Source organism: Prosthecobacter fluviatilis, from assembly GCF_042655725.1.
GTDB classification, from domain to species: domain Bacteria; phylum Verrucomicrobiota; class Verrucomicrobiia; order Verrucomicrobiales; family Verrucomicrobiaceae; genus Prosthecobacter; species Prosthecobacter fluviatilis.
Genome location: NZ_JBHSMQ010000004.1, coordinates 328270 through 347537 on the forward strand (window position 1 = coordinate 328270; position 19268 = coordinate 347537).

Sequence of the window (19268 nt, forward strand, 5' to 3'; positions counted from 1 at the left end):
GGCAATGGCGGAGGATAAGCGTGCCTGGGACTGGATGCACCTTCTTCTTGCGCGGCGATGCCTGCCGTTCATGGATGAAGGCATGGGTAAACTTCAAGACAAGATCGCAGTCGTCACCGGTGCCGGACGTGGCATCGGCAAAGCCATCGCCGAAACTTTTGCCGCCGAGGGCGCGAAAGTGGCCGTCGTCAGCCGCACACAGGCCAACTCACAGAGTGCTGCGGATGCCATCAACGCCAAGTATCCGGATTCCGCGAAAGCCTATGCGCTCGATGTGGCAGACGGGGCAGCCTGCGCCGAAGTGGGCAAGCAGATTCTGGCGGATTATGACCACGTGGACATTCTGGTGAACAACGCCGGGGTCACGAAGGACGGGCTGCTGCTGCGCATGAGCGAGGAAGACTGGGACGTGGTGCTGGACACCAACCTCAAGGGAGCCTTCAACATGGTGAAGGCGTTTCAGCGGAGCATCCTGAAGCAAAAAGGCGCGCGCATCATCAACATCAGTTCTGTGATCGGACTGATTGGCAATGCGGGACAGGCCAACTACGCGGCGAGCAAGGCGGGGCTTATTGGGTTCACCAAATCGCTGGCACGTGAGTTTGCGGGCCGTGGCGTGACCGCCAACTGCATCTGCCCCGGGTTCATTGCGACAGACATGACACATGTGCTCAATGACGCGGTGAAGGGGGAGATTTTGAAGAAGATCCCGCTCAATGAACTGGGCGCTGCAGAGGATATCGCCGAAGCGGTGCTGTATCTGGCCAGCCCCGCAGCCCGCTATGTGACCGGCCAGGTGCTGGCGGTGGACGGCGGGATGGTGATGTGATCTGGGTTTATATGCTGAATGCCGGATGTGGAATCCGGCATTCAGTCCCCAAAGAGCATGGCGATGATGCTCACGGCATTGAAGATGGCGTGAAGCAGCATGGTGACGAGCAGGCAGCCGGTGATTTCGTAGGCAAGGCAGAAGAGCACGGCGAGCACCCACAGGGGCAGCAGGCTGCCGACGTGCATGTGGATGATGGCAAACATGAGGGAGGAGCTGAGTGCGGCGAAGGGGGCGTCTGTGTAGCGCTTGAGCACGCCGTAGACGAAGCCGCGAAAGAGGGTCTCCTCCGCCAGCGGAGCGATGACCACCGCGAGGAAGATGACGAGGAGTTTGAAACCGATGCCGTCCGATTTTTGGAAGGCTTTCACGGTTTCCTGGGGATCCATGTCCGGCCAGAAATTCTGCAGCCAGGTGACGGAGACGGCGGACACGACGTTGACGGAGATGAGAATGATGATGGCGAAGACTCCGAGGGTCACGGCGAGTGAGCGCCAGTGCACATTCTGGAGACCGAAGAGTTCCGCCGGATTGAGGCCACGAATCTGAAAGAGGTAGAGGAGCAGGCCGGCACAGACAACGAGGTGAAACACCATGCCGAAAATCAGGCTGCTGTCATTGACGGCGTCACCGCCGGCGGTCTGCCCAGGCGTCTGCGGCTGCATGGAGAGGATGAAGAAGAGGCCGATGCCTGCCAGAAGAAGCAAATCCGGCGCTCCATAGGGGCGGGAGAGCACGGAGCCTTCGTGATTCCAGGAGACCTCCGGCCGGATGCGGCGCAGCATCCAGTAGCCGATCAGAGCCAGCGCTGTGGCGATGCTGACAAAGACGGACAGATCATGCAGGACTCCGTATGAATGGACATCCAGCATGATCAGTGGGCAAAGCTGGGGGGGAGGTAGTAAGGCACGCCTGGCAGCAGCTTGGGAAGGAGGCCGGTGCTTACGTCCAGCTGGACTTTGGCCGGCGGTGTCCCGGCTTTGGCCGATGCCATGCCGAAGGCGTCAAAAAGACTGACTTCGTGGCGATACTTGACCACACCGGCGTCTTTGGCCTTGCCGAGGGTGCGGGCGAGTTCATAGGCGTCCTCCACGTAGCCGATCTGGTCGACCAGTTTGGCGGCGAGGGCTTCACGCCCTGTGACGACGCGACCGTCTGCCACCGTGCTTTTGAGCTGTTCTTTGGGAACGCCGCGAGCTTCAGAGACGATGCCGAGGAAGCGGTCATACATCTGCATGACGAGATTCTGCACGTAGGCCTTTTCATCTTCGCGCATGGGGCGTGCGCCGCTGAGGGAGTCCTTGAATGCGCCGCTGGTAAAGGCGGTCATGGAGAGGCCCACTTTGCCGAAGAGCTCGCTGTAGTTCATGGTCTCGATGATGACACCGATGCTGGCGGTGAGGGTGGTCTCGCTGGCGACGATTTTGCTGGCCCCGCATGCGACGTAGTAGCCGCCGGAGGCGGCCATGGAATCCATGTAAACGACGACGGGCTTTGATTTGGCGGCCTTTTTCACCGCATTGTAAATGATGTCCGAGGCGGTGACTTCTCCGCCAGGGGAGTTGACCCTGAGCACGATGGCCTTGACCCGGGTGTCTGCGACGGCCTGCTCCAGTGACTGCTTGATGGAGTCCACGCTGGGCATGGATTCGGCAAAAAGCCCGCTCATGGACATGGATGAAATAACGCCTTCAAGGTCAATGTGGACGATCTTCTCCTGGGAGTTCATCTTGGGAGACTCAACGGTGACTTCATGGAGATGGCGTTTGGGACGGGCGGCTGAGAAGCCAGCACCTGTGCCGACATCCACGTCCAGCTTGCTCACGAACTGGCCTACATTCAGGCCCAAGCTGACGATGAGCCCGAGCAGAAGAAGGATGATCAGGCATCCATAGGATTTGTTGCTCATAAGGCTGCAACGCTACGCGGCCCGCACCCTCTTGCCAACCCTTCACACGGCAAATTTTACCATGACGAAGCCTGACTGTACCTGACGGAGCCTGATGCGAGTGCGGCTGATGGAGCGCCAGGTGGGCAGCGCAGGCTGGAAGCCTGCGGGCCATGGATAGGCCGGAGGCCTATCCTCCATGGCTGGGGCTGAGCTACTTGAAAAGCCCCTTGAGGCCTTTGAAAGAGTTGATCAGCCCTTTGGCCTGCTGCTCGATGTCATTTCCGAGGAGGTTTTCGAGTTTGACCTGGATGTCCGGTTTGACTTCGGGGCGTGAGAGGGAGCCGGTGATGGTGAGGTCGAAGGTGAGGCGGCCGCGGCTGTCTGAGAGGGCCTCCACAGCGAGCTTTGAGAGGGTGCGGTTGATGCCACGGCTGGCGATGCCCTGCATGAGGCTTTGCTTGAGGGCCTCGCCGCAGGAAAGGCGTGTGAGGAGGCCCTGCTGGTCTTTGGCGAAGTCCATCCAGGAGTCACGCTTGATGGTGTACTCGTAGTCGGGGAGCGCAAACTGGGCATCCTCAAGGAAGCGCATGGACTGCTCGCGGTAGAGGATGTGGGCTTGCACATCCTGCGCGAGGGTGCCGCCGATGCGGATGGCGCGGAGATCGATGCCGTACTTCATGAGCTTGTCGAGGTGCTGGCCTGCGGTGTCGCCGATGGTCATGTTTCCGCCGATGGAGGAGCCACGGTCAATGACGATGCGGAGGTCCGCAGCGGGGGACCAGAGAAGGGTGGCGGGGTCCACGGGATTCACATCTCCCTCGCCATGAAGGGTCATGTCTGCGAAGCGCACCTGACGCGGCTGGCCGCCGATCTGAGCGACGCCGTCCACCAGCACCTTGGCGGCGAGGCGGGCGTGAAGCCGGTTGTGGGCAGTGAGATCGCCGGGGTCAATGTCGATGTCCGTGAGGGCGAAGCTGAAGTTGCTGATGTCGGCGCTGAACTGAGAATCCACACCCCGGTTGGTGATGCGGAAATGGGCCTGCTCGATGCTGATCTCCTGAAGAGACAAGCGCTGGGCGCTGGGCTGAGGCTCTGCCGGGGCCGGGGGTGAGACGGGAGGGGTGGTCAGCGCGGGCGGCGGGGCACCTGGCGCAGGCACGGCGGCTACGGGTGGGGCGGACTGGACGGGGATGGCACGGGGCACCTCCTGCTCCTGCTGCATCTGGGCGAGTTTTTCCGGCGGTGGCTGGAAGAGCTTCTGCAAGGAGCTGCCTTCCTGCGGGCTGACGGACTCGGTGACATCCAGGCCTATGAGGCGGAGCACGCGTGGGAGGAACTGACGCTGCCAGAGGCCCTCGGGGACGAGCTCCAGGTAGGCCATCTGGACCTGAACGGGAGCGTGCTGCATGGGCGGACGTGCGGCGATGGGGGTGCCGGCGTACTGGTCGCGCGGGCCGATCTTGATGCCGCTGAGGCGCAGGCTGGGGGGCCAGGAGAAAATGGCCAGGTTGACGTCGTCGAGATGGACGCGTGCGTTGATGTGCTTTTCCGTCTCCAGGGTGAGACGCTCGCGACTCACATACTGGCGGAGCCACCAGACGCCACCGAGGGGGGCTGCCACCGCGAGCAGGAGCCCGAGGCCCAGAAGGATAAGCAGGATGCGAGAGATCTTCATGGTGCGGAGCATAAACAGGTGCGCCGCATTTGGAAATTTGAGATTTGAAATTTGAAATGGCGAATCCCGGCTATTGTCCTAGCCCCTTATGAGCGGGCAGGATTGCCCGCACTACTTCCTACCACCCATGTCCATCCGCGTCCGCTTTGCTCCTTCCCCCACCGGTGACCTCCACGTCGGAGGCGCCCGCACGGCCCTCTTTAACTGGCTGATGGCCCGCAAGGAGGGCGGCACCTTCATCCTGCGCGTGGAAGACACGGACGGCGCGCGCAATACGGCGGAAGCTTCTGCCGGCATCATCAAAGGCCTGCGCTGGCTGGGACTGGACTGGGACGAAGGCCCCGAGGCGGGCGGTGACTGCGGGCCGTATTTCCAGAGCCAGCGCAAGGACATCTACGATGCCTATTTCAAAAAGCTGGAAGACGCCGGGCGCGTGTATGCGGAGCCGGATGGTGCGCAGCGCTTCAAGTTCAGCCGCACGGCGATCACGGTGCATGACCTCGTCTGCGGGGACGTGACCTTTGCCCCCACCGAGGAGCCGGACATGACGATCCGCCGCCCGGATGGGAGCTACATCTTCCACTTTGTGAACGTGGTGGATGACATCGAGATGCGCATGACGCACGTGCTGCGTGGTGAGGATCATTTGTCCAACACCTGGAAGCACATTGATCTTTTCAATGCCTTTGGTGCCACACCGCCGACTTATGCGCACATCCCGCTGATCCTGAATCCGGATGGCAGCAAGATGAGCAAGCGTGATGAGGGCAGTGCCATCGAGCACAGCTACATGAACGCGGGATTCCTGCCGGATGCGGTCTTCAACTACCTGTGCATGCTGGGCTGGACGCCGAAGGCGGAGAGCGAAAAGCTCAATCGCACGGAGCTGACGGCGCTGTTTGATGCGGAGGCGATCCATAGCAGTAACGCGAAGTTTGACCTGAAAAAGGCGCAGTGGTTCAACGCGCAGTATCTGCGTGAGCTGAGCCCGGAGGCGCTGCTGGAAAACGCCCGGCGGTTCCTGACGGCGAAGGGGCTCGCCTGGAACGATGATGCGATGGCGGCGGCGGCGGTGCACAGCGTGCGCGAGAAGGTGAGCCTGCTCACGGAGCTGCCGGAGTGGGTGCATTATTTCTTCCGCGAGGACTACCCCTTTGAGGCGGATGTGGTGACGAAGCTGAAGGCCAAGCCGGAGAACGGCGGGCTGCTGAAGGCTGCTGCGGAACAGCTGGCGCAGGCCAGGGAATGGACCGAGCAGAGTATCCACGATGCGGTGGAAGCGGCGGCGAAGGCGCTGAGCGTGAAGCCAGGTGCGATGATGCCGCTGCTGCGCTTTGCGCTGAGCGGTCAGTCACGCGGGCCGGGGGTGACGACGATCGCGCATTTGATCGGGAAGGAGAAGACGCTGGGGAGGATTGAGAGGGCGCTGGCGGAGGTGGTGGGTTTGTGACGAATCAGACAACTCCTTTTTACGCCGAAATGTAATGCCGAAGTCTTCTTTGCCAGAGATTCCTTCCGACATCGTTTCGGCAGCCGAAGAGCTGCTATTACTTGAGTCTTCAGCGCAAGGATGTGTCATTGATCCTGCGGAATGGGGGCAGATATCACCTTTCATTGATTCGCTATTCCCTGAGTGTTACAAGCTATTGCTTCAACGTTTTCCTTTGGCAGGTAGAGAGTTTGATATCGATGAAGAAGATTTTTACCAAGGTGAGATCTACTTCTGGGAGCCTCATTTCTTTCGTGGAGTTGAAGATGGTGACGGAGTCTTACCTGTAGCAGGACTTTTGCTTGCCGATGATCCTGAGCTCTGGCCCTTCTGCGGAATACCGGACGGAAATCTTCTCGTGGCCCGAGGACGCGACTTTCAGTCTATCCAAATCTACAAGTACAGTGCCGGGTTTGGAATCGATTCGAGATCTCCGATCAACGATAGTTTGTGCGGCTTTCTCAAGCGATTGTTCCCTTCCGATTACGAGGGTGGCGTTGACTAATTCATTGTTATTGACGAAAGTTGCAGAGCATAAGTCGTCACCTATGCTCTAAACATAGCCCTCCTCATGACCGCATTCAGAAGGCTTTGTCATATCACGCACTCCCTGATCCATCGTGCATAGGCATCTGCCGCATGCTCAGGCTTGAGGGCGATGATTTCCGGGACGTCGTAGGGGTGGAGATAGCGGAGGCGGGATTCGAAGCGGGGATAGGCGGCGGGGGTGGTTTTGAAGAGGGCGAGGACTTCGGAGGAGGTTTCGACTTTGCCCTGCCAGCGGTAGATGGATTCGATGGCGGGGATGAGATTGACGCAGGCGGCGAGTTGCGATTCGACGAGGGCCGTGGCAGTCTCGCGGGCTTTCCCGAGGTCGGGGAAGGTGCAAAGGACAATGAGGAGGTCGTTCATTCCCGCCAACCTATGAGATCTGCGTTCATCGACAAGCTTATCAAACGCATGGACCGCCTGGAACCGGGCGAGGTGCAGGGCATCGTGCTGGAGCTGGCGCGGGAGAAGAAGTTTCAGGAGAAGGTGTTTGAGGCGCTGCAGGAGGGGGTGATCCTGCTGGATGACGAGGCAAAGGTCACGTATGTGAACCGCGCGGCGTGCACGTTTTTCGGACTGGAGAAGGATCAGGTGCTGGGGGGACGCCTGGCGCAGGGAGTGCGCGGGCTGGACTGGAACGAGCTTCTTATCCCCGGCACGGTGGTGAGCCGCGACCTGGAGGTGTTTTACCCGGAGAACCGCTACCTGAATTTCTACATCACGAGCATCGATGATGAGGCACCGCAGGGGTTTGTGATGCTGATCCGCGATGTGACGGAGACGCGGAAGCGGACGGAGGAGCAGCTGGAAAGCGAGCGGCTGAATGCCTTCACGCTGCTGGCCGCAGGCGTGGCGCATGAGCTGGGGAACCCGCTCAATTCGCTGACCATTCACCTGCAACTGCTGGAGCGCCGGCTTAAAAAAATGGGGGCGAAGGGGGCGAGCCTGCAGGAGCACCTGGATGTGGCGACGGGGGAGATCAAGCGGCTGGATTTCATCATCGGCCAGTTTCTGGCGGCGATCCGCCCGACGAAGCCGCAGCTGCAGCGGGTGCAACTGCGCGAGCTGCTGGATGAGTGCGTGAGGTTTCTCCAGCCGGAGATCGAGGCGGCGAAGGTGAAGCTGAAGCTGGAAATGCGCCCGGACCTGCCAGCGATGCCGCTGGATGCGGGCCAGATGAAGCAGGCGGTGTACAACCTGATCCGCAATGCGTGCCAGGCGATGCCGAAGGGAGGGACGCTGACGATCAGCGGGACGTTCACTGATTTTGAGGTGCGCCTGAGCTTTGAGGACACGGGGAAGGGGATCAATGCGGAGCAGATGGGGAAGCTGTTTCAGCCTTTCTCCACGACGCGGTCCACCGGGACGGGGCTGGGGCTGCTGATTGTGCGCCGGATCATCCGTGAGCACGGAGGGGAGATCGATGTGGAGAGCCGGGAGGGGCTGGGAACGCGGGTGAGCCTGTGGCTGCCGCTGGTGGCGAAGAATGTGCGGATGCTGGAGGCTGGGAGCGATGTGGACGTGAAATCTGACCTGTAACTGACTGATTTCCAGATGGTTGCCGGTTTGGGGGAGGGGTGGAGAGGCCGTGGTCCACGGGGTGGGGTGAAGTCTCCCTGCGGCTGTGGTTGCTGCTGATGGGCCGTTTTGAAAGACGATCTGCCTGAGGGATGGACGCGAGTGGTGGGTTTTGGGCTAAAGATTATCTTTATTACTTTAGGGCGATCGGCTGCATTACTGGGGTTGACCATGGGGCGTAGTTCTGCAAGCATCCGCCTCCATGTCTGACTCAACCAACCCGAAACCCGCCCGCAAACCCAACCCAGCTCTGAGCAAGCCCGTCCAGCCGGACGAGATTCTTGCGAAGGTCGTGGGTTCCGCCCCGCTTTCCCGTGGAGAGCTGACCAAGAAGCTGTGGGACTACATCAAGCAGCATGGTCTGCAGGATCAGGCCAAGAAGACCAACATCAATGCCGACGAGGCGCTGAAGGCCGTCTTTGGTGGCAAGAGCCAGGTGACCATGTTTGAGATGACCAAGCTGGTCTCCGCCCACGTCAAGTAAGACGGGCAGCCTGGAGCATTCCTGGCTATACAGGGAGCCTCCGGGCAAGCACCACCCCCCATTCAAAAACCCGCGGACACAGGCTGTCTGCGGGTTTTTTTATGCCCGGTGGCGTCTTTTGCGAGGGGCAGGTGAGGGGGGCTGACGGAGGAGGCTTCAAATCTCCCTTGCATCGCCCGCGCTTTCGCGTCATCTCAAGGGAACCTGCTCGTCACCACCACCTTGGCAACCACCGACTCCTCCCGTACACTCGTAGCCATTCCTGCCCGCTGGGGTTCCACCCGCTTCCCAGGCAAGCCGCTCCACCTCATCGCCGGAAAACCGCTGGTGCAGCATGTGTGGGAGCGCTGCCAGGAGTGCAAGCAGATCGACGATGTGATCATCGCGACGGATGACGCGCGGATCGCGGAGGCGGCGGCGGGATTTGGGGCGAAGTATGTGCTGACGGCGCCGGAGCACCCGAGCGGGACGGACCGGATCGCGGAGGCGGCGAATTCATTTCCTGAGCACCGGGTGATCATCAATGTGCAGGGGGACGAGCCGCTGATCTCGCCTGCTTTGATCGACGAACTGGCGAGGACGCTGAGGGATGATCCGGGGGTGAAGATGATCACGGCTGCGGCCCCGATCCAGGATGCGGCGCAGATCAGTGATCCGAACGTGGTGAAGGTGATCTTCGACACGCAGGGGGACGCGCTGTATTTTTCGCGTTCGCCGCTGCCGTACCAGCGGAACCCGGAGGCGTGGCCGAGGAGCTACCGGCACCTGGGGATCTATGGATTTCAGCGGAGCTTTCTTTTCCAGTTTGTGGCGTGGCCACCCTCGCGGCTGGAGCAGACGGAGTCTCTGGAGCAGCTGCGGGCGGTGGAAAACGGCACGCGGATCCGGGTGGTGCTGACGGACGAGCTTTCGCCGGGGGTGGATACGCCGGAGCAGGTGGCCGCAATTGAAAGGCATCTTGAAAAACAATCTTCTTGAACTGCAGCCCGACCCCCTCCAACCGAGAAACAATCACATGAAATACATTTTTGTCACAGGCGGTGTCGTCAGTTCACTTGGCAAGGGCCTTGCGGCCTCCTCCCTGGGCACGCTGCTGGAGCTGCGGGGCCTCAAGGTCATCATGCAAAAGTTTGACCCGTACCTTAACATCGACCCGGGCACGATGAACCCGTACGAGCATGGCGAGGTGTATGTGCTGGATGATGGTGCGGAGACGGACCTGGACCTGGGGCACTATGAGCGCTTTACCCACACGAACCTGTCGCGGCTGAACAACATCACGTCCGGCCAGGTGTACCAGAACGTGCTGGACAAGGAGCGTGCCGGAAAATACCAAGGGCGCACGGTGCAGGTGATCCCGCATGTGACGAATGAGATCAAGGCGCGCATGCACGAGGTGGCGGAGAAGATGGGCGGTGATGTGATCATCACGGAGATCGGGGGTACGGTGGGCGACATCGAAGGCCTGCCATTCCTGGAGGCGATCCGCCAGTTTGGCCATGAGGTCGGGGTGGGGAATGTGCTGTTCATTCACGCGACGCTGGTGCCATACATCAAGGCAGCGCAGGAGCTGAAGACGAAGCCTACGCAGCAGAGCATCGCCAAGCTGCGGGAGATCGGCATTGCGCCGCATATCATCCTGTGCCGGACCGAGCATCCGCTGGACCTGGATGTGCGTGAGAAGATCTCGCTGTTTGGGAACGTGCCGATTGATTCCGTGGTGGAAGTCCGGGACGTGAAGCACACCATTTACGAGGTGCCGCTGAAGCTGCATGAAGAGAGGCTGGATGACAATGTGTGCCGTCTGCTGAACCTGACCACGCCGCAGCCTGACCTGAGCCGCTGGCGGAACTTTGTGCAGCGGGTGATCCATCCGACGCATCACGTGCGGATCGGAGTGGTGGGCAAATACATCGAGCTGCAGGATGCGTACAAGAGCATCTATGAGTCGCTGACGCACGCGGGAGCCTCACACGACTGCAAGGTGGACATCATCCGAGTGGATGCGGAGAGCATCGAGAAAGCCGGGCCGGAGCTCTACCTGACGGGGCTGCAGGGCATCCTCATCCCGGGGGGCTTTGGCGACCGTGGGACGGAGGGGAAGGTGACGGCTGCGCGGTATGCGCGTGAGAAAGGAATCCCGTTCTTTGGCATCTGCCTCGGCATGCAGATCGCGGTGATCGAATTTGCCCGCAATGTGTGCGGTCTGAAGGGGGCGACGAGCACGGAGTTTGACAAGACCACGCCGCACCCGGTGATCAGCCTGATGGAAGAGCAGAAGAAGGTGAAGCAACTCGGGGGGACGATGCGACTGGGCTCCTGGGTGACGGATCTCGTGCCGGGAAGCAAGGCCTACGAACTGTATCACAGCGCGACGATCACGGAGCGCCACCGGCACCGTTTTGAGTTCAACTCTGAGTACAAGGAACTGATGGAGGAGAAGGGGCTGCTGATTTCCGGCACTTCACCGAAGGGGGACCTGGCGGAGATCGTTGAACTGCCGTCCCATCCTTACTTTATTGGCTGTCAGTTCCATCCGGAGTTCCTGTCGAAGCCGAACAATCCGCATCCGCTGTTCTTTGGCTTTGTGAAGGCTGCCATGCAGCACCATGCGGCGGCTGATCCTGTCTGCTGAAGGCGGGAGGGCTGAGTGCCTATATGGGGCCCGAGATGGCTCCGTTGCGAGGTGGGAGACGTGGTCAATTGAGTCGAAGAGGCCGATTGACCAACCCATGGTGTGTCTTGTAGGTTGTGATTGAAATCAGACTTATAAATCATGCGATCCTCCAATCCCACCCTTAACGATCAGGTCTTTGAACGTTCACGTTCCGGCAACCCTGCCGATGGCGTGATGACGCTGAACGGAACCGTTCTCAAAACAGCCATTCTGACGCTGCTGCTGGTCACCTCTGCCAGCTGGAGCTGGAAGATTCTGATGAGCGGGAGTGCGCCGGCGTGGTTTGGTTCGGCGCTGACGTTTGGCTGGATCGTCCCAGTGGTGCTGGCCCTGATCATTTCGTTCAAGCCGACCACGGCACCTGCGCTTGCTCCGGTGTATGCGCTGGGCAACGGTGTGATCGTCGGCATCATTTCCGCGATGTATGAGAAGGCCTTCGGCGGCATCGTCCTGACTGCGGTGATGCTGACCTGCGGCATTCTGTTTGCCCTGCTGGCGGCATATGCGACCGGAATGATCAAGCCCTCGGAAAATTTCAAGCTGGGGATTGTGGCTGCGACCGGGGGAGTGGCTTTGTTTTATCTCGCCACGTGGGTGCTGGGCATGTTTGGGATTCATATCCCGGGTCTGTTTGGCAATGGCTGGGTGGGAATCGCCTTTTCCGCTTTCGTCGTCATCCTGGCGGCGCTGAATCTGGTGCTTGATTTTGACTTTATCGAAAACGGCTGCGAGGCCGGAGCGCCGAAGCACATGGAGTGGTACGCCGCCTTTGGCCTGCTGGTCACGCTGGTGTGGCTGTATCTGGAAATCCTGCGCCTGCTGGCCAAGCTGCGCAGCCGTGATTGAACAGCCTGCCGACTGAAGGACTCCAACCCCATTCCAATCATGAAAATCCCTGTCTTTCTGAGCCTTTTGATGGCCGGTGCCACGCTGGTGCATGCCAATCCTGAAATCGCCACGATCATTGATCAGGAGTACGGTGCGGCCACTGCGGAGGGTGTGGTGTTGCTGCAGTCTCCCGCCAGTCCGTCTGACCCGACGCAGTGGTCTGTGTATGCGCGTGACCCATTCCGCCCGGGTGAGCTGGTGCGAGCCACGATCAGCGCCGAGAAGAGCGGCTGGGCCCCCAAGGTGAGCGGAGCTGGTACGAAGCTGCTCTCGCGGGTGCCGCCGCAGGTGATTGCCTTCAACCGGATCCGATTCCGTTCGTCGGATGTGCTGAAGATCGCGCAGCAAAATGCGGTGCTGGCCAAGGTCAACTTTGTCAGCGCTGCGTATCAGCTGGCGGCCAATGCCACCACCGGAGCTCCTGAGTGGGGGCTTGGGCTGAATGGCACGGATGGCCGTGAAGTGGGCTTCATTGTGATCTCCGCCGAAACTGGCGCGGTCATTCACCAGCAGTGGAACAACGGTCTGGCCAGCTATGGGCCTGAACCGGTCTCTCCGCCTGCATCCAAGGGCGAGAAAGCGGCTGACGACGTGAAGCGTGCCGCCCGCCGTGCCTGGGAATGGACTGGAGACACGGGCCTCGAAGTAGGCCACTTCTTCAAGCGGCTGTTCAAGAGCGGGAACTGAGAATGACTGCGGGCGGCCCCAGCCCGCAGTGAAACGAGTCAAAAGAGGGTGCGGGCAAGAGTGCCCGCATCACTTTCTTACAGTTCGACGGCCTGATTCATGACGGCAATCTGAACCTTGCCTTCGGTGTGTTTGGCATCTAGGGCGGTTTTGAGTGCTGCGGAGCGTTCGGGTTCGCCATGGACGAGGAAGACATTTTTCTTGGGGCCCTGAACGCGGTCGAACCAGCCGAGGAGTTCGTCATGGTCTGCATGGCCGGAGAAGGAGTCGAGGATCTCGATCTCTGCATGGACCTCAAATTCATCGCCGAGGATGTTTACGCGCTTTTGGCCTTCGCGAAGCTTCCAGCCGAGGGTGTTCTGGGCGCAGTAGCCGACGAAGAGGATGATGTTCTGCTCGTTGCCGACGTTGTTGCGCAGGTGATGAAGAATGCGGCCTGACTCGGCCATGCCGGAGGCGGAGATGATGACGGCGGCACCTTTGAGCCTGTTGAGGTTTTTGGATTCGTTGACGTCGCGAACGAGCTGGAGGCCTTCGAAGCCGAAGGGGTCGTTGCGCATGAAGGCGGCTTCGCGCACGTTGGGTTTGAGCTCGTCCACATGAAGGCGGAAGATTTCGGTGGCCTTGACGGCCAGAGGGCTGTCCACAAAGGTGGGGATGAGCGGGAAGCAGCCTTCGTGACGAAGCTGGTCGAGCGTGTAGAGGAGCTGCTGGGTGCGCTCCACCGCGAAGGAGGGGATGATGAGCTTTCCCTTCTGCTGAAGAATGCGGCGGATGATCCGGCAGATGTGCTCGTTGGAGTCTGTGGCGAGTTCGTGGTGCCGACCGCCATAGGTGCTTTCCATGATGACGTGATCGACGTTTTCGCAGGGCTCGGGGTCTGCGAGGAGATCGTTGTTGGGACGGCCGATGTCACCTGAGAAGAGGAGGCGCGATTTTTTGCCGGTCTCGCGGTCATTGATGTCGAGGACGACCTGTGCGGAGCCGAGCACGTGACCGGCGTCGATGAAGGTGAGCTGGACGCCGTCTGCGATGAACATGGGGCGGTGGTAGCTGACGGAGACAAACTGCCGCATGCAGTTTTCGGCGTCTGCCATGGTGTAGCTGGCCTCCAGGAGGGGGAGGTTGTCGTTTTTGCGATGGCGGTTGAGCCAGTTGATGTCGGACTCGTGAATGTGGGCGGCGTCTGGCAGCATGATGCTGCAGAGGTCGCGGGTGGCGGGGGTGGCGAAGATGTTGCCGGTGAAGCCGCGCCTGCAGAGGTGAGGGAGATTGCCGCTGTGGTCGATGTGAGCGTGGGAGAGGACCACGACATCGATCTTGGCGGGGTCAAAGGGGAAGTCGCGGTTGCGCTCGAAGGCTTCGCTGCGCCTGCCCTGATAGAGGCCGCAGTCGAGCAGGATGCGCTGGCCGTTGACGGTGATGAGGTGTTTTGAGCCTGTGGTGGTGCCGGCTGCGCCGCAGAAGGTCAGTTTCATGGTTGGTTGAAAGGGGTGGGCCAGGTGGTTTGCAACTGGCTGGCATTTGGTAACGCGGTGCTACTTCGTATGATACGCCTCGACCTCGGTGGTGAACGCAAAGGTGTTTGGGTATTCGCCGGAGAGCTTGTCATGGTGGTCCAGGTAGCTGATGCGGATGTAGCGGGCGTCGGCGTCGGGGAAGGTGAGGCTGGCACGCTCGGGCTTGCCGAGTGTGAAGGCATGGCGGCCCACCTCGCGGAAGGTCTGGCCGTCGGTGCTGACAGACACGGCCACCGTTTTGGTGGAGCCGACGGCAGGCACGCTGACACAGACGAGGTTGACTGTCTTTGGCTGCTTGAGATCCACGGTGACGTGCTTTGGAAACTTGTCGCTATTGCTGGTGGCGTAGCAGTTGGGTGGAAATTCGACCAAGGAGCCGTCTGTGAGGCCGGTGTCCCAGCCGTAGGTGTTTTTGTCGCTGCTTTCCCAGGTGCAGCCGCGGGCGAGGTTGTCTCCCAGATCCGGGTCCACGGGCCAGTGGGTGTGGAATGCGGTGGCGGGCAGGCCTTCCTTGTTCATGAGATTGGGGATGGCGATCTTGCTCCAAGCAAAGCGGGCGCGGCGGGGAGCAGGCACAGAGGCGGAGCTGATGAGGATGCTGCTGCCATCGATCTTTGCCTCGGCGGGATGGAAGATGCCGTCCTTGCCGGCGATTTCGAAATGGGAGAGAGGCTTGCCATCACGTGATGCGAGGCCGGCGCCTGCGTGGTCAAATTTGGCGCGAATCGAGCCACCTTCCACCGCATAGCCTGAGTAGAGAGGGCCGTTGGGGTCGATTTCGTTACGGCCGTAGTTTTTTGACAATGCCCAGAGGGACAGGCGGCGGGCCACCTCTTTTTTATGAGCGGGGTGGATGTCTGCCACTTCACCGATGTCCGAGATGGCGGTCATGCCGGTGTTGGGGATGTTCAGGCATTCGCGCTGGGCCTGCCAGAACTGGGGAAGGATCTCGCTGTCTTCGGCTCCGTACTGCCAAGGGGCAATCTGCACAAAGTAGAAGGGGAGGTCTGGCTGCTGAAAAACGCTGCGCCAGGAGGACAGAAGCGCCTTCGTTTTTTCGGTGTAGGCGAAGCTTTCGGTGTGGTTTGACTCTCCCTGGTACCAGATGATGCCGCGAAAGGCGTAGGGCACCAGGGGATGGATCATGGCATTGTAGAGCGTGGTGGGGCTGACCTGATTGAGCGGCAGGGCTGCGGGCTGCGCTGGCATGGGTGGCACGGCCTGACTCCGGGCCAGGGCAGCACGTGCTGACTGAGTCCAGCTCTCGATGGCGGCGAGGTGCTTTTCATTGGAGGTGCGGTAGGTTTCGCTACCTGGCAGCTTGCTGCGGATGTCGGCGGTGAAATCCTTGAGGGCTGGCACGGCTGCAAAGCCCTCCAGGCTCGTCCAGGGCTCGATGCGAGTGCCGCCCCAGGCGCTGAGGATGATGCCGACCGGGACTTTGAGCTCCTCCTGAAGACGCAGGCCGAAGTAATAGCCAATGGCGGAAAATGAGGCGGCGCTTTGCGGTGAGCTGCGGGCCCAGGCGGTTTTGACATCAGCCTGCGGTGTGAGTGCTACGGTCTTGGGAACCTCGATGAGGCGGAGGTTGGGATGGTTGGTGTTTGGGATGTCGGCGGTGCTGTCCGGCTTCATCTGCATCTCCCATTCCATGTTGGACTGGCCGGAGGCGAGCCAGACTTCGCCGACAAGGACGTCCTGAATCGTGACAGTGCCTGCTTTCAGCACCCGGGGCTCGGCGCTGGCGGTGAGGGGATCCAGCCTGACCATCCAGCTGCCATTGGCATCTGCCCTGGCTGTTTTTTTCTGCCCTGCAAACTCGACGGTGACCTCCTCGCCGGGGGCGGCCGTGCCCCACACAGGCACGGGCAGATCGCGCTGGAGGACCATGTGATCGGTGAAGATGGAGGGCATCTGCACTGCAGCGTGAGAGACCGTGATGGCGGTGAGAAAGGCGCAGAGAGTCAGCTTCTTCATGGTTGTGTGCGAATTTTGGCAGGCTTGCAGATTTGCGCCAGCAAAACGGTGGAATGAATGCGTACTCATTTTCCTGCTTGGCTTTCGCCGGGCCGTCCTTCATCGTCCCATTTCACACCATGCGCCTACTCCTCACCCTCGCTTTGCTTGTTCAATCCGTCTCTGCTGCCGAATGGACCATCTCCACCTTTGCTGGAAATGGGACCCCGGGTGGCAGTGGCGATGGCGGCCCTGCCACTGCGGCACAGATCGACAATCCTTTTGGCGTGGTGCGTGGTCCGGACGGAGCGATCTGGTTCTGTGAGTACACGGGCCAGCGCATCCGCCGTGTGGCTGCGGATGGAACGATCAGCACCATCGCGGGCACGGGAAAAAAAGGCTACAGCGGAGACGGAGGTCCGGCCCTGCAGGCCACCTTCAATCTGCCGCACGAGCTGCGCTTTGACGCCAAAGGGGACCTGTACGTGGTGGACATGACGAACCATGTGGTGCGCAAGATCGACATGAAGACGAAGATCATCACCACCTTCGCAGGCACGGGTGTGGCAGGCTACAGCGGGGATGGCGGGCCTGCGGCCAAGGCTCAGTTCAAAAGCCCGCACAGCATTCAGTTTGGGCCTGATGGCAGCCTGTATGTGTGCGACATCGGAAACAACGTCATCCGCAAAATCGACATGAAGTCCGGCGACATCAGCACCTTTGCCGGCACGGGCAAACCTGGGGTGACGCCGGATGGTGCGCCCATCACGGGCACGCCGCTCAAAGGGCCGCGCTCATTGGACTTCGACAAGGCGGGCAATCTCTGGCTGGTCACCCGAGAGGGGAACCAGGTGTTCAAATTTGACCTCAAGGCCGGCAAGATTCATCACGTGGCGGGTACGGGTGCCAAGGGGTTCACGGGCAACGGCGGTCCGGCGAAGCTGGCGACGCTGAGCGGGCCGAAAGGAGTCTCGATTGATGCTGAGGGGAATGCCTGGCTGGCGGATACCGAGAGCCACAGTGTGCGCATGATCGACGCCAAAACCGGCAATCTGGAACTGATCGCCGGCACGGGGGAGAAGGGTGATGGCCCTGAGGGTGATCCGCTGAAGTGTAAGATGGCGCGCCTGCATGGCATCTTCTGCGATGCTGACGGCACCGTGTACATCGGTGACAGCGAAACGCACCGTGTGCGGCTGCTGAAGCGGAAGTAGGCTGGTTAGGAGCGGTGGAAGGCGGAGATGGAGAGATTGGCCTGCCGGAGGCGGGAGGCGATTTCGTGGGTCATTTCCTGAAGCAGAGTGATCTTCAGGGCCGGGTTGCGCTCATTGAGGGAGTCAAACCAAGCTTTGGAAATGACGACGCATTCGACGGACTCCAGAGCGACCACGTCTGCGGAGCGTGCGGAGCCGTCCAGAAAGGCCATTTCACCGACGGTCATGCCGGCTGTGAGCACATCGATGCGTTTGCGGGTCAGGTTTTCGGTGGGGATCTGGACTTCCACGTTGCCGCTGACCATGACGAGCATTTCGGTGGCGAGGTCGCCAGTGCTGATGATGGTCTGGCCGCCCTCGTAATGACGCCGGGGGAGCTCGCTTTCGAGGAAGGCGATTTCAGCGTCGCTGCAGTTGCGGAAGAGGGTGCATGATTTCAGATGAAGCGGGACGTGAGGGCGCCAGGAGGCACCGGTGACTTCGAGGAGGAGCGAGTCTTCGCAGTGCTCCAGGGCGGCGTCCATGGTGGTGAAGATGTCTGCCTCGGGGATGCCGACTGTGCGCAGGGCGGTCATGAGCCGGGCTGGCTGGCAGAAGATGACGCGTACGCCCTGGGGGGCAAGCCGAGTGCCGAGATTGGCCAGGAGGATGAGGCTGACGGAGTTGGCGTTTACCACGGCGCGCAGGTCGAAAATGATGTGCCTGCACTCGGCGCTGAGAGATGTGGCGAGGCGGATGACGGGCTCGATGGTGGTGAAGGTGAGGCCACCCTGGAGTTCCATGACCTGGATCATGGTGCCGTTTGCGCGCAGGAGATCGCGCGTCTGAGGGGGGAGGCGCCTGCGGGAGACGACCTCGCCGCCGTGGTATTTGAGACGGATGGCGGAGCGCGGTGTGGCGGTGGGGTTCATCATGTGCAGGGCGAGCTCGCGCGAGAGATCCATGCAGACCTTGATGCCGCGGTCGCTGTTTCCCTGCTTGTCCAGCGGAGGCGAAAAGATGCCGATGCCGAGCTGCCCCGGGAGGACGGCGAGGATGCCGCCGCCGACACCGCTTTTGGCCGGCAGGCCGACGCGGTAGATCCACTCGCCGGACCAGTCATACATGCCGCAGGTGGCCATGACTCCGAGGACATTGTCCACGTATTCGGCGGCGATGGCCCGTTTGCGTGTCAGGGGCTGAATGCCCTGATTGGCGATGGTGGCGCCCATGAGCGCGAGGTCGCGGCAGGTGACCTCCACAGAGCATTGCTGGAAGTAGGTTTCCAGGGTTTCGTCCGGGTCTTCGTCCAAGATGCCGAAATTGCGCAGCAGCCAGCCGATGGCGCGATTGCGGTGGCCGGTCTCACTTTCGCTGCGATAGACGGACTGGTTGATGGTGAGGTCCCGCCCGGCGAAGCCGCTGAGGTACTCCACCACGCGCTCGATGCGGCTTTTGCCGTCTTTTTTCAAAATCTGACCGGCAGTAGCGATGGCCCCGGCATTGATCATGGGATTGAAAGGAGCGCCGCTGCCCTCCCTGAGGCTGATGGCATTGAAAGCCTCCCCCGAGGGCTCAACGCCGATGCGTGACAGGACGTGCTCTTCGCCGCGATCCTCCAGTGCCAGGCCGTAAACCAGGGCCTTGGAAATCGACTGGATGGTGAAGGGGTGCCGGGTGTCGCCCACCTCATAGACGTGGCCGTCACGTGTGGCGATGCAGATGCCAAACAGGCGGGGATCGGCCTTGGAGAGCTCCGGGATATAGTCTGCGACATGGCCCTCCATGCTGGAGGCGTAACGAGAATGCAGCTGTTCAACGTACTCTTGGATGGGAGAGAGCATTCCTGACC

Annotated in this window: 17 protein-coding genes; 10 read left to right on the top strand and 7 right to left on the bottom strand. The window is 60.7% G+C overall.

What is annotated here, in order from left to right; all coding sequences use genetic code 11:
- Positions 1-82: 82 nt before the first annotated feature.
- Positions 83-829 carry a 3-oxoacyl-[acyl-carrier-protein] reductase gene (gene fabG / locus ACFQDI_RS12845; RefSeq protein ID WP_377167132.1) on the top strand — a complete coding sequence of 249 codons (747 nt, stop codon included), beginning with the start codon at positions 83-85 and terminating at the stop codon, positions 827-829.
- 41 nt (positions 830-870) lie between these two features.
- Here fabG and ACFQDI_RS12850 read toward each other — a convergent pair whose 3' ends face one another.
- The 3 genes from ACFQDI_RS12850 to ACFQDI_RS12860 form a co-directional block, all read right to left on the bottom strand.
- Positions 871-1701, bottom strand: coding sequence for a CPBP family intramembrane glutamic endopeptidase (locus tag ACFQDI_RS12850; RefSeq protein WP_377167134.1), 831 nt, complete (start codon positions 1699-1701; stop codon positions 871-873).
- Between the two features lie 2 nt (positions 1702-1703).
- Positions 1704-2738: a signal peptide peptidase SppA gene (gene sppA / locus ACFQDI_RS12855; RefSeq protein ID WP_377167136.1), complete on the bottom strand. Its 1035-nt coding sequence runs from the start codon at positions 2736-2738 to the stop codon at positions 1704-1706.
- 193 nt (positions 2739-2931) lie between these two features.
- Entirely contained in the window at positions 2932-4395 is a 1464-nt protein-coding gene (locus ACFQDI_RS12860) for a hypothetical protein (protein ID WP_377167138.1), read from the bottom strand.
- Between the two features lie 127 nt (positions 4396-4522).
- Here ACFQDI_RS12860 and ACFQDI_RS12865 point away from each other — a divergent pair, with 127 nt between their 5' ends.
- Together ACFQDI_RS12865 and ACFQDI_RS12870 are read left to right on the top strand one after the other, a co-directional pair.
- Positions 4523-5845 carry a glutamate--tRNA ligase gene (locus ACFQDI_RS12865; RefSeq protein WP_377167140.1) on the top strand — a complete coding sequence of 441 codons (1323 nt, stop codon included), beginning with the start codon at positions 4523-4525 and terminating at the stop codon, positions 5843-5845.
- Positions 5846-5879: 34 nt separating this feature from the next.
- Positions 5880-6389: a hypothetical protein gene (locus ACFQDI_RS12870; RefSeq protein WP_377167142.1), complete on the top strand. Its 510-nt coding sequence runs from the start codon at positions 5880-5882 to the stop codon at positions 6387-6389.
- A gap of 89 nt (positions 6390-6478) precedes the next feature.
- On the opposite strand, the gene cutA is transcribed toward ACFQDI_RS12870, so the two are convergent.
- Positions 6479-6796 carry a divalent-cation tolerance protein CutA gene (gene cutA, locus ACFQDI_RS12875; RefSeq protein ID WP_377167144.1) on the bottom strand — a complete coding sequence of 106 codons (318 nt, stop codon included), beginning with the start codon at positions 6794-6796 and terminating at the stop codon, positions 6479-6481.
- Between the two features lie 12 nt (positions 6797-6808).
- Between cutA and ACFQDI_RS12880 the strand changes: the two genes are divergently transcribed.
- The 6 genes from ACFQDI_RS12880 (at position 6809) to ACFQDI_RS12905 (ending at position 12747) form a co-directional block, all read left to right on the top strand.
- Positions 6809-7972: a two-component system sensor histidine kinase NtrB gene (locus ACFQDI_RS12880; RefSeq protein WP_377167146.1), complete on the top strand. Its 1164-nt coding sequence runs from the start codon at positions 6809-6811 to the stop codon at positions 7970-7972.
- 241 nt (positions 7973-8213) lie between these two features.
- Positions 8214-8495, top strand: coding sequence for an SWIB/MDM2 domain-containing protein (locus tag ACFQDI_RS12885; protein WP_377167148.1), 282 nt, complete (start codon positions 8214-8216; stop codon positions 8493-8495).
- A 222-nt stretch (positions 8496-8717) separates the two neighbouring features.
- Entirely contained in the window at positions 8718-9473 is a 756-nt protein-coding gene (kdsB, locus tag ACFQDI_RS12890) for a 3-deoxy-manno-octulosonate cytidylyltransferase (protein ID WP_377167150.1), read from the top strand.
- Between the two features lie 37 nt (positions 9474-9510).
- Positions 9511-11130, top strand: coding sequence for a CTP synthase (locus ACFQDI_RS12895; protein ID WP_377167152.1), 1620 nt, complete (start codon positions 9511-9513; stop codon positions 11128-11130).
- 141 nt (positions 11131-11271) lie between these two features.
- A complete protein-coding gene (locus ACFQDI_RS12900; protein WP_377167154.1) occupies positions 11272-12018 on the top strand; it encodes a Bax inhibitor-1/YccA family protein in 747 nt (248 codons plus the stop codon).
- Positions 12019-12057: 39 nt separating this feature from the next.
- Complete coding sequence (locus ACFQDI_RS12905; protein WP_377167156.1) at positions 12058-12747, top strand: hypothetical protein; 690 nt, start codon at positions 12058-12060, stop codon at positions 12745-12747.
- Positions 12748-12824: 77 nt separating this feature from the next.
- On the opposite strand, the gene ACFQDI_RS12910 is transcribed toward ACFQDI_RS12905, so the two are convergent.
- Positions 12825-14225, bottom strand: a complete 1401-nt coding sequence (locus ACFQDI_RS12910) for an MBL fold metallo-hydrolase RNA specificity domain-containing protein (RefSeq protein WP_377167158.1) — start codon at positions 14223-14225, stop codon at positions 12825-12827.
- 60 nt (positions 14226-14285) lie between these two features.
- Entirely contained in the window at positions 14286-16244 is a 1959-nt protein-coding gene (locus ACFQDI_RS12915; RefSeq protein ID WP_377167160.1) for a sialate O-acetylesterase, read from the bottom strand.
- Between the two features lie 119 nt (positions 16245-16363).
- Between ACFQDI_RS12915 and ACFQDI_RS12920 the strand changes: the two genes are divergently transcribed.
- Positions 16364-17437: a beta-propeller fold lactonase family protein gene (locus ACFQDI_RS12920; RefSeq protein ID WP_377167162.1), complete on the top strand. Its 1074-nt coding sequence runs from the start codon at positions 16364-16366 to the stop codon at positions 17435-17437.
- A 5-nt stretch (positions 17438-17442) separates the two neighbouring features.
- Here the strand turns inward: ACFQDI_RS12920 and glsA are convergent, their stop codons facing one another.
- Complete coding sequence (gene glsA / locus ACFQDI_RS12925; protein WP_377167164.1) at positions 17443-19260, bottom strand: glutaminase A; 1818 nt, start codon at positions 19258-19260, stop codon at positions 17443-17445.
- Positions 19261-19268 lie beyond the last annotated feature (8 nt).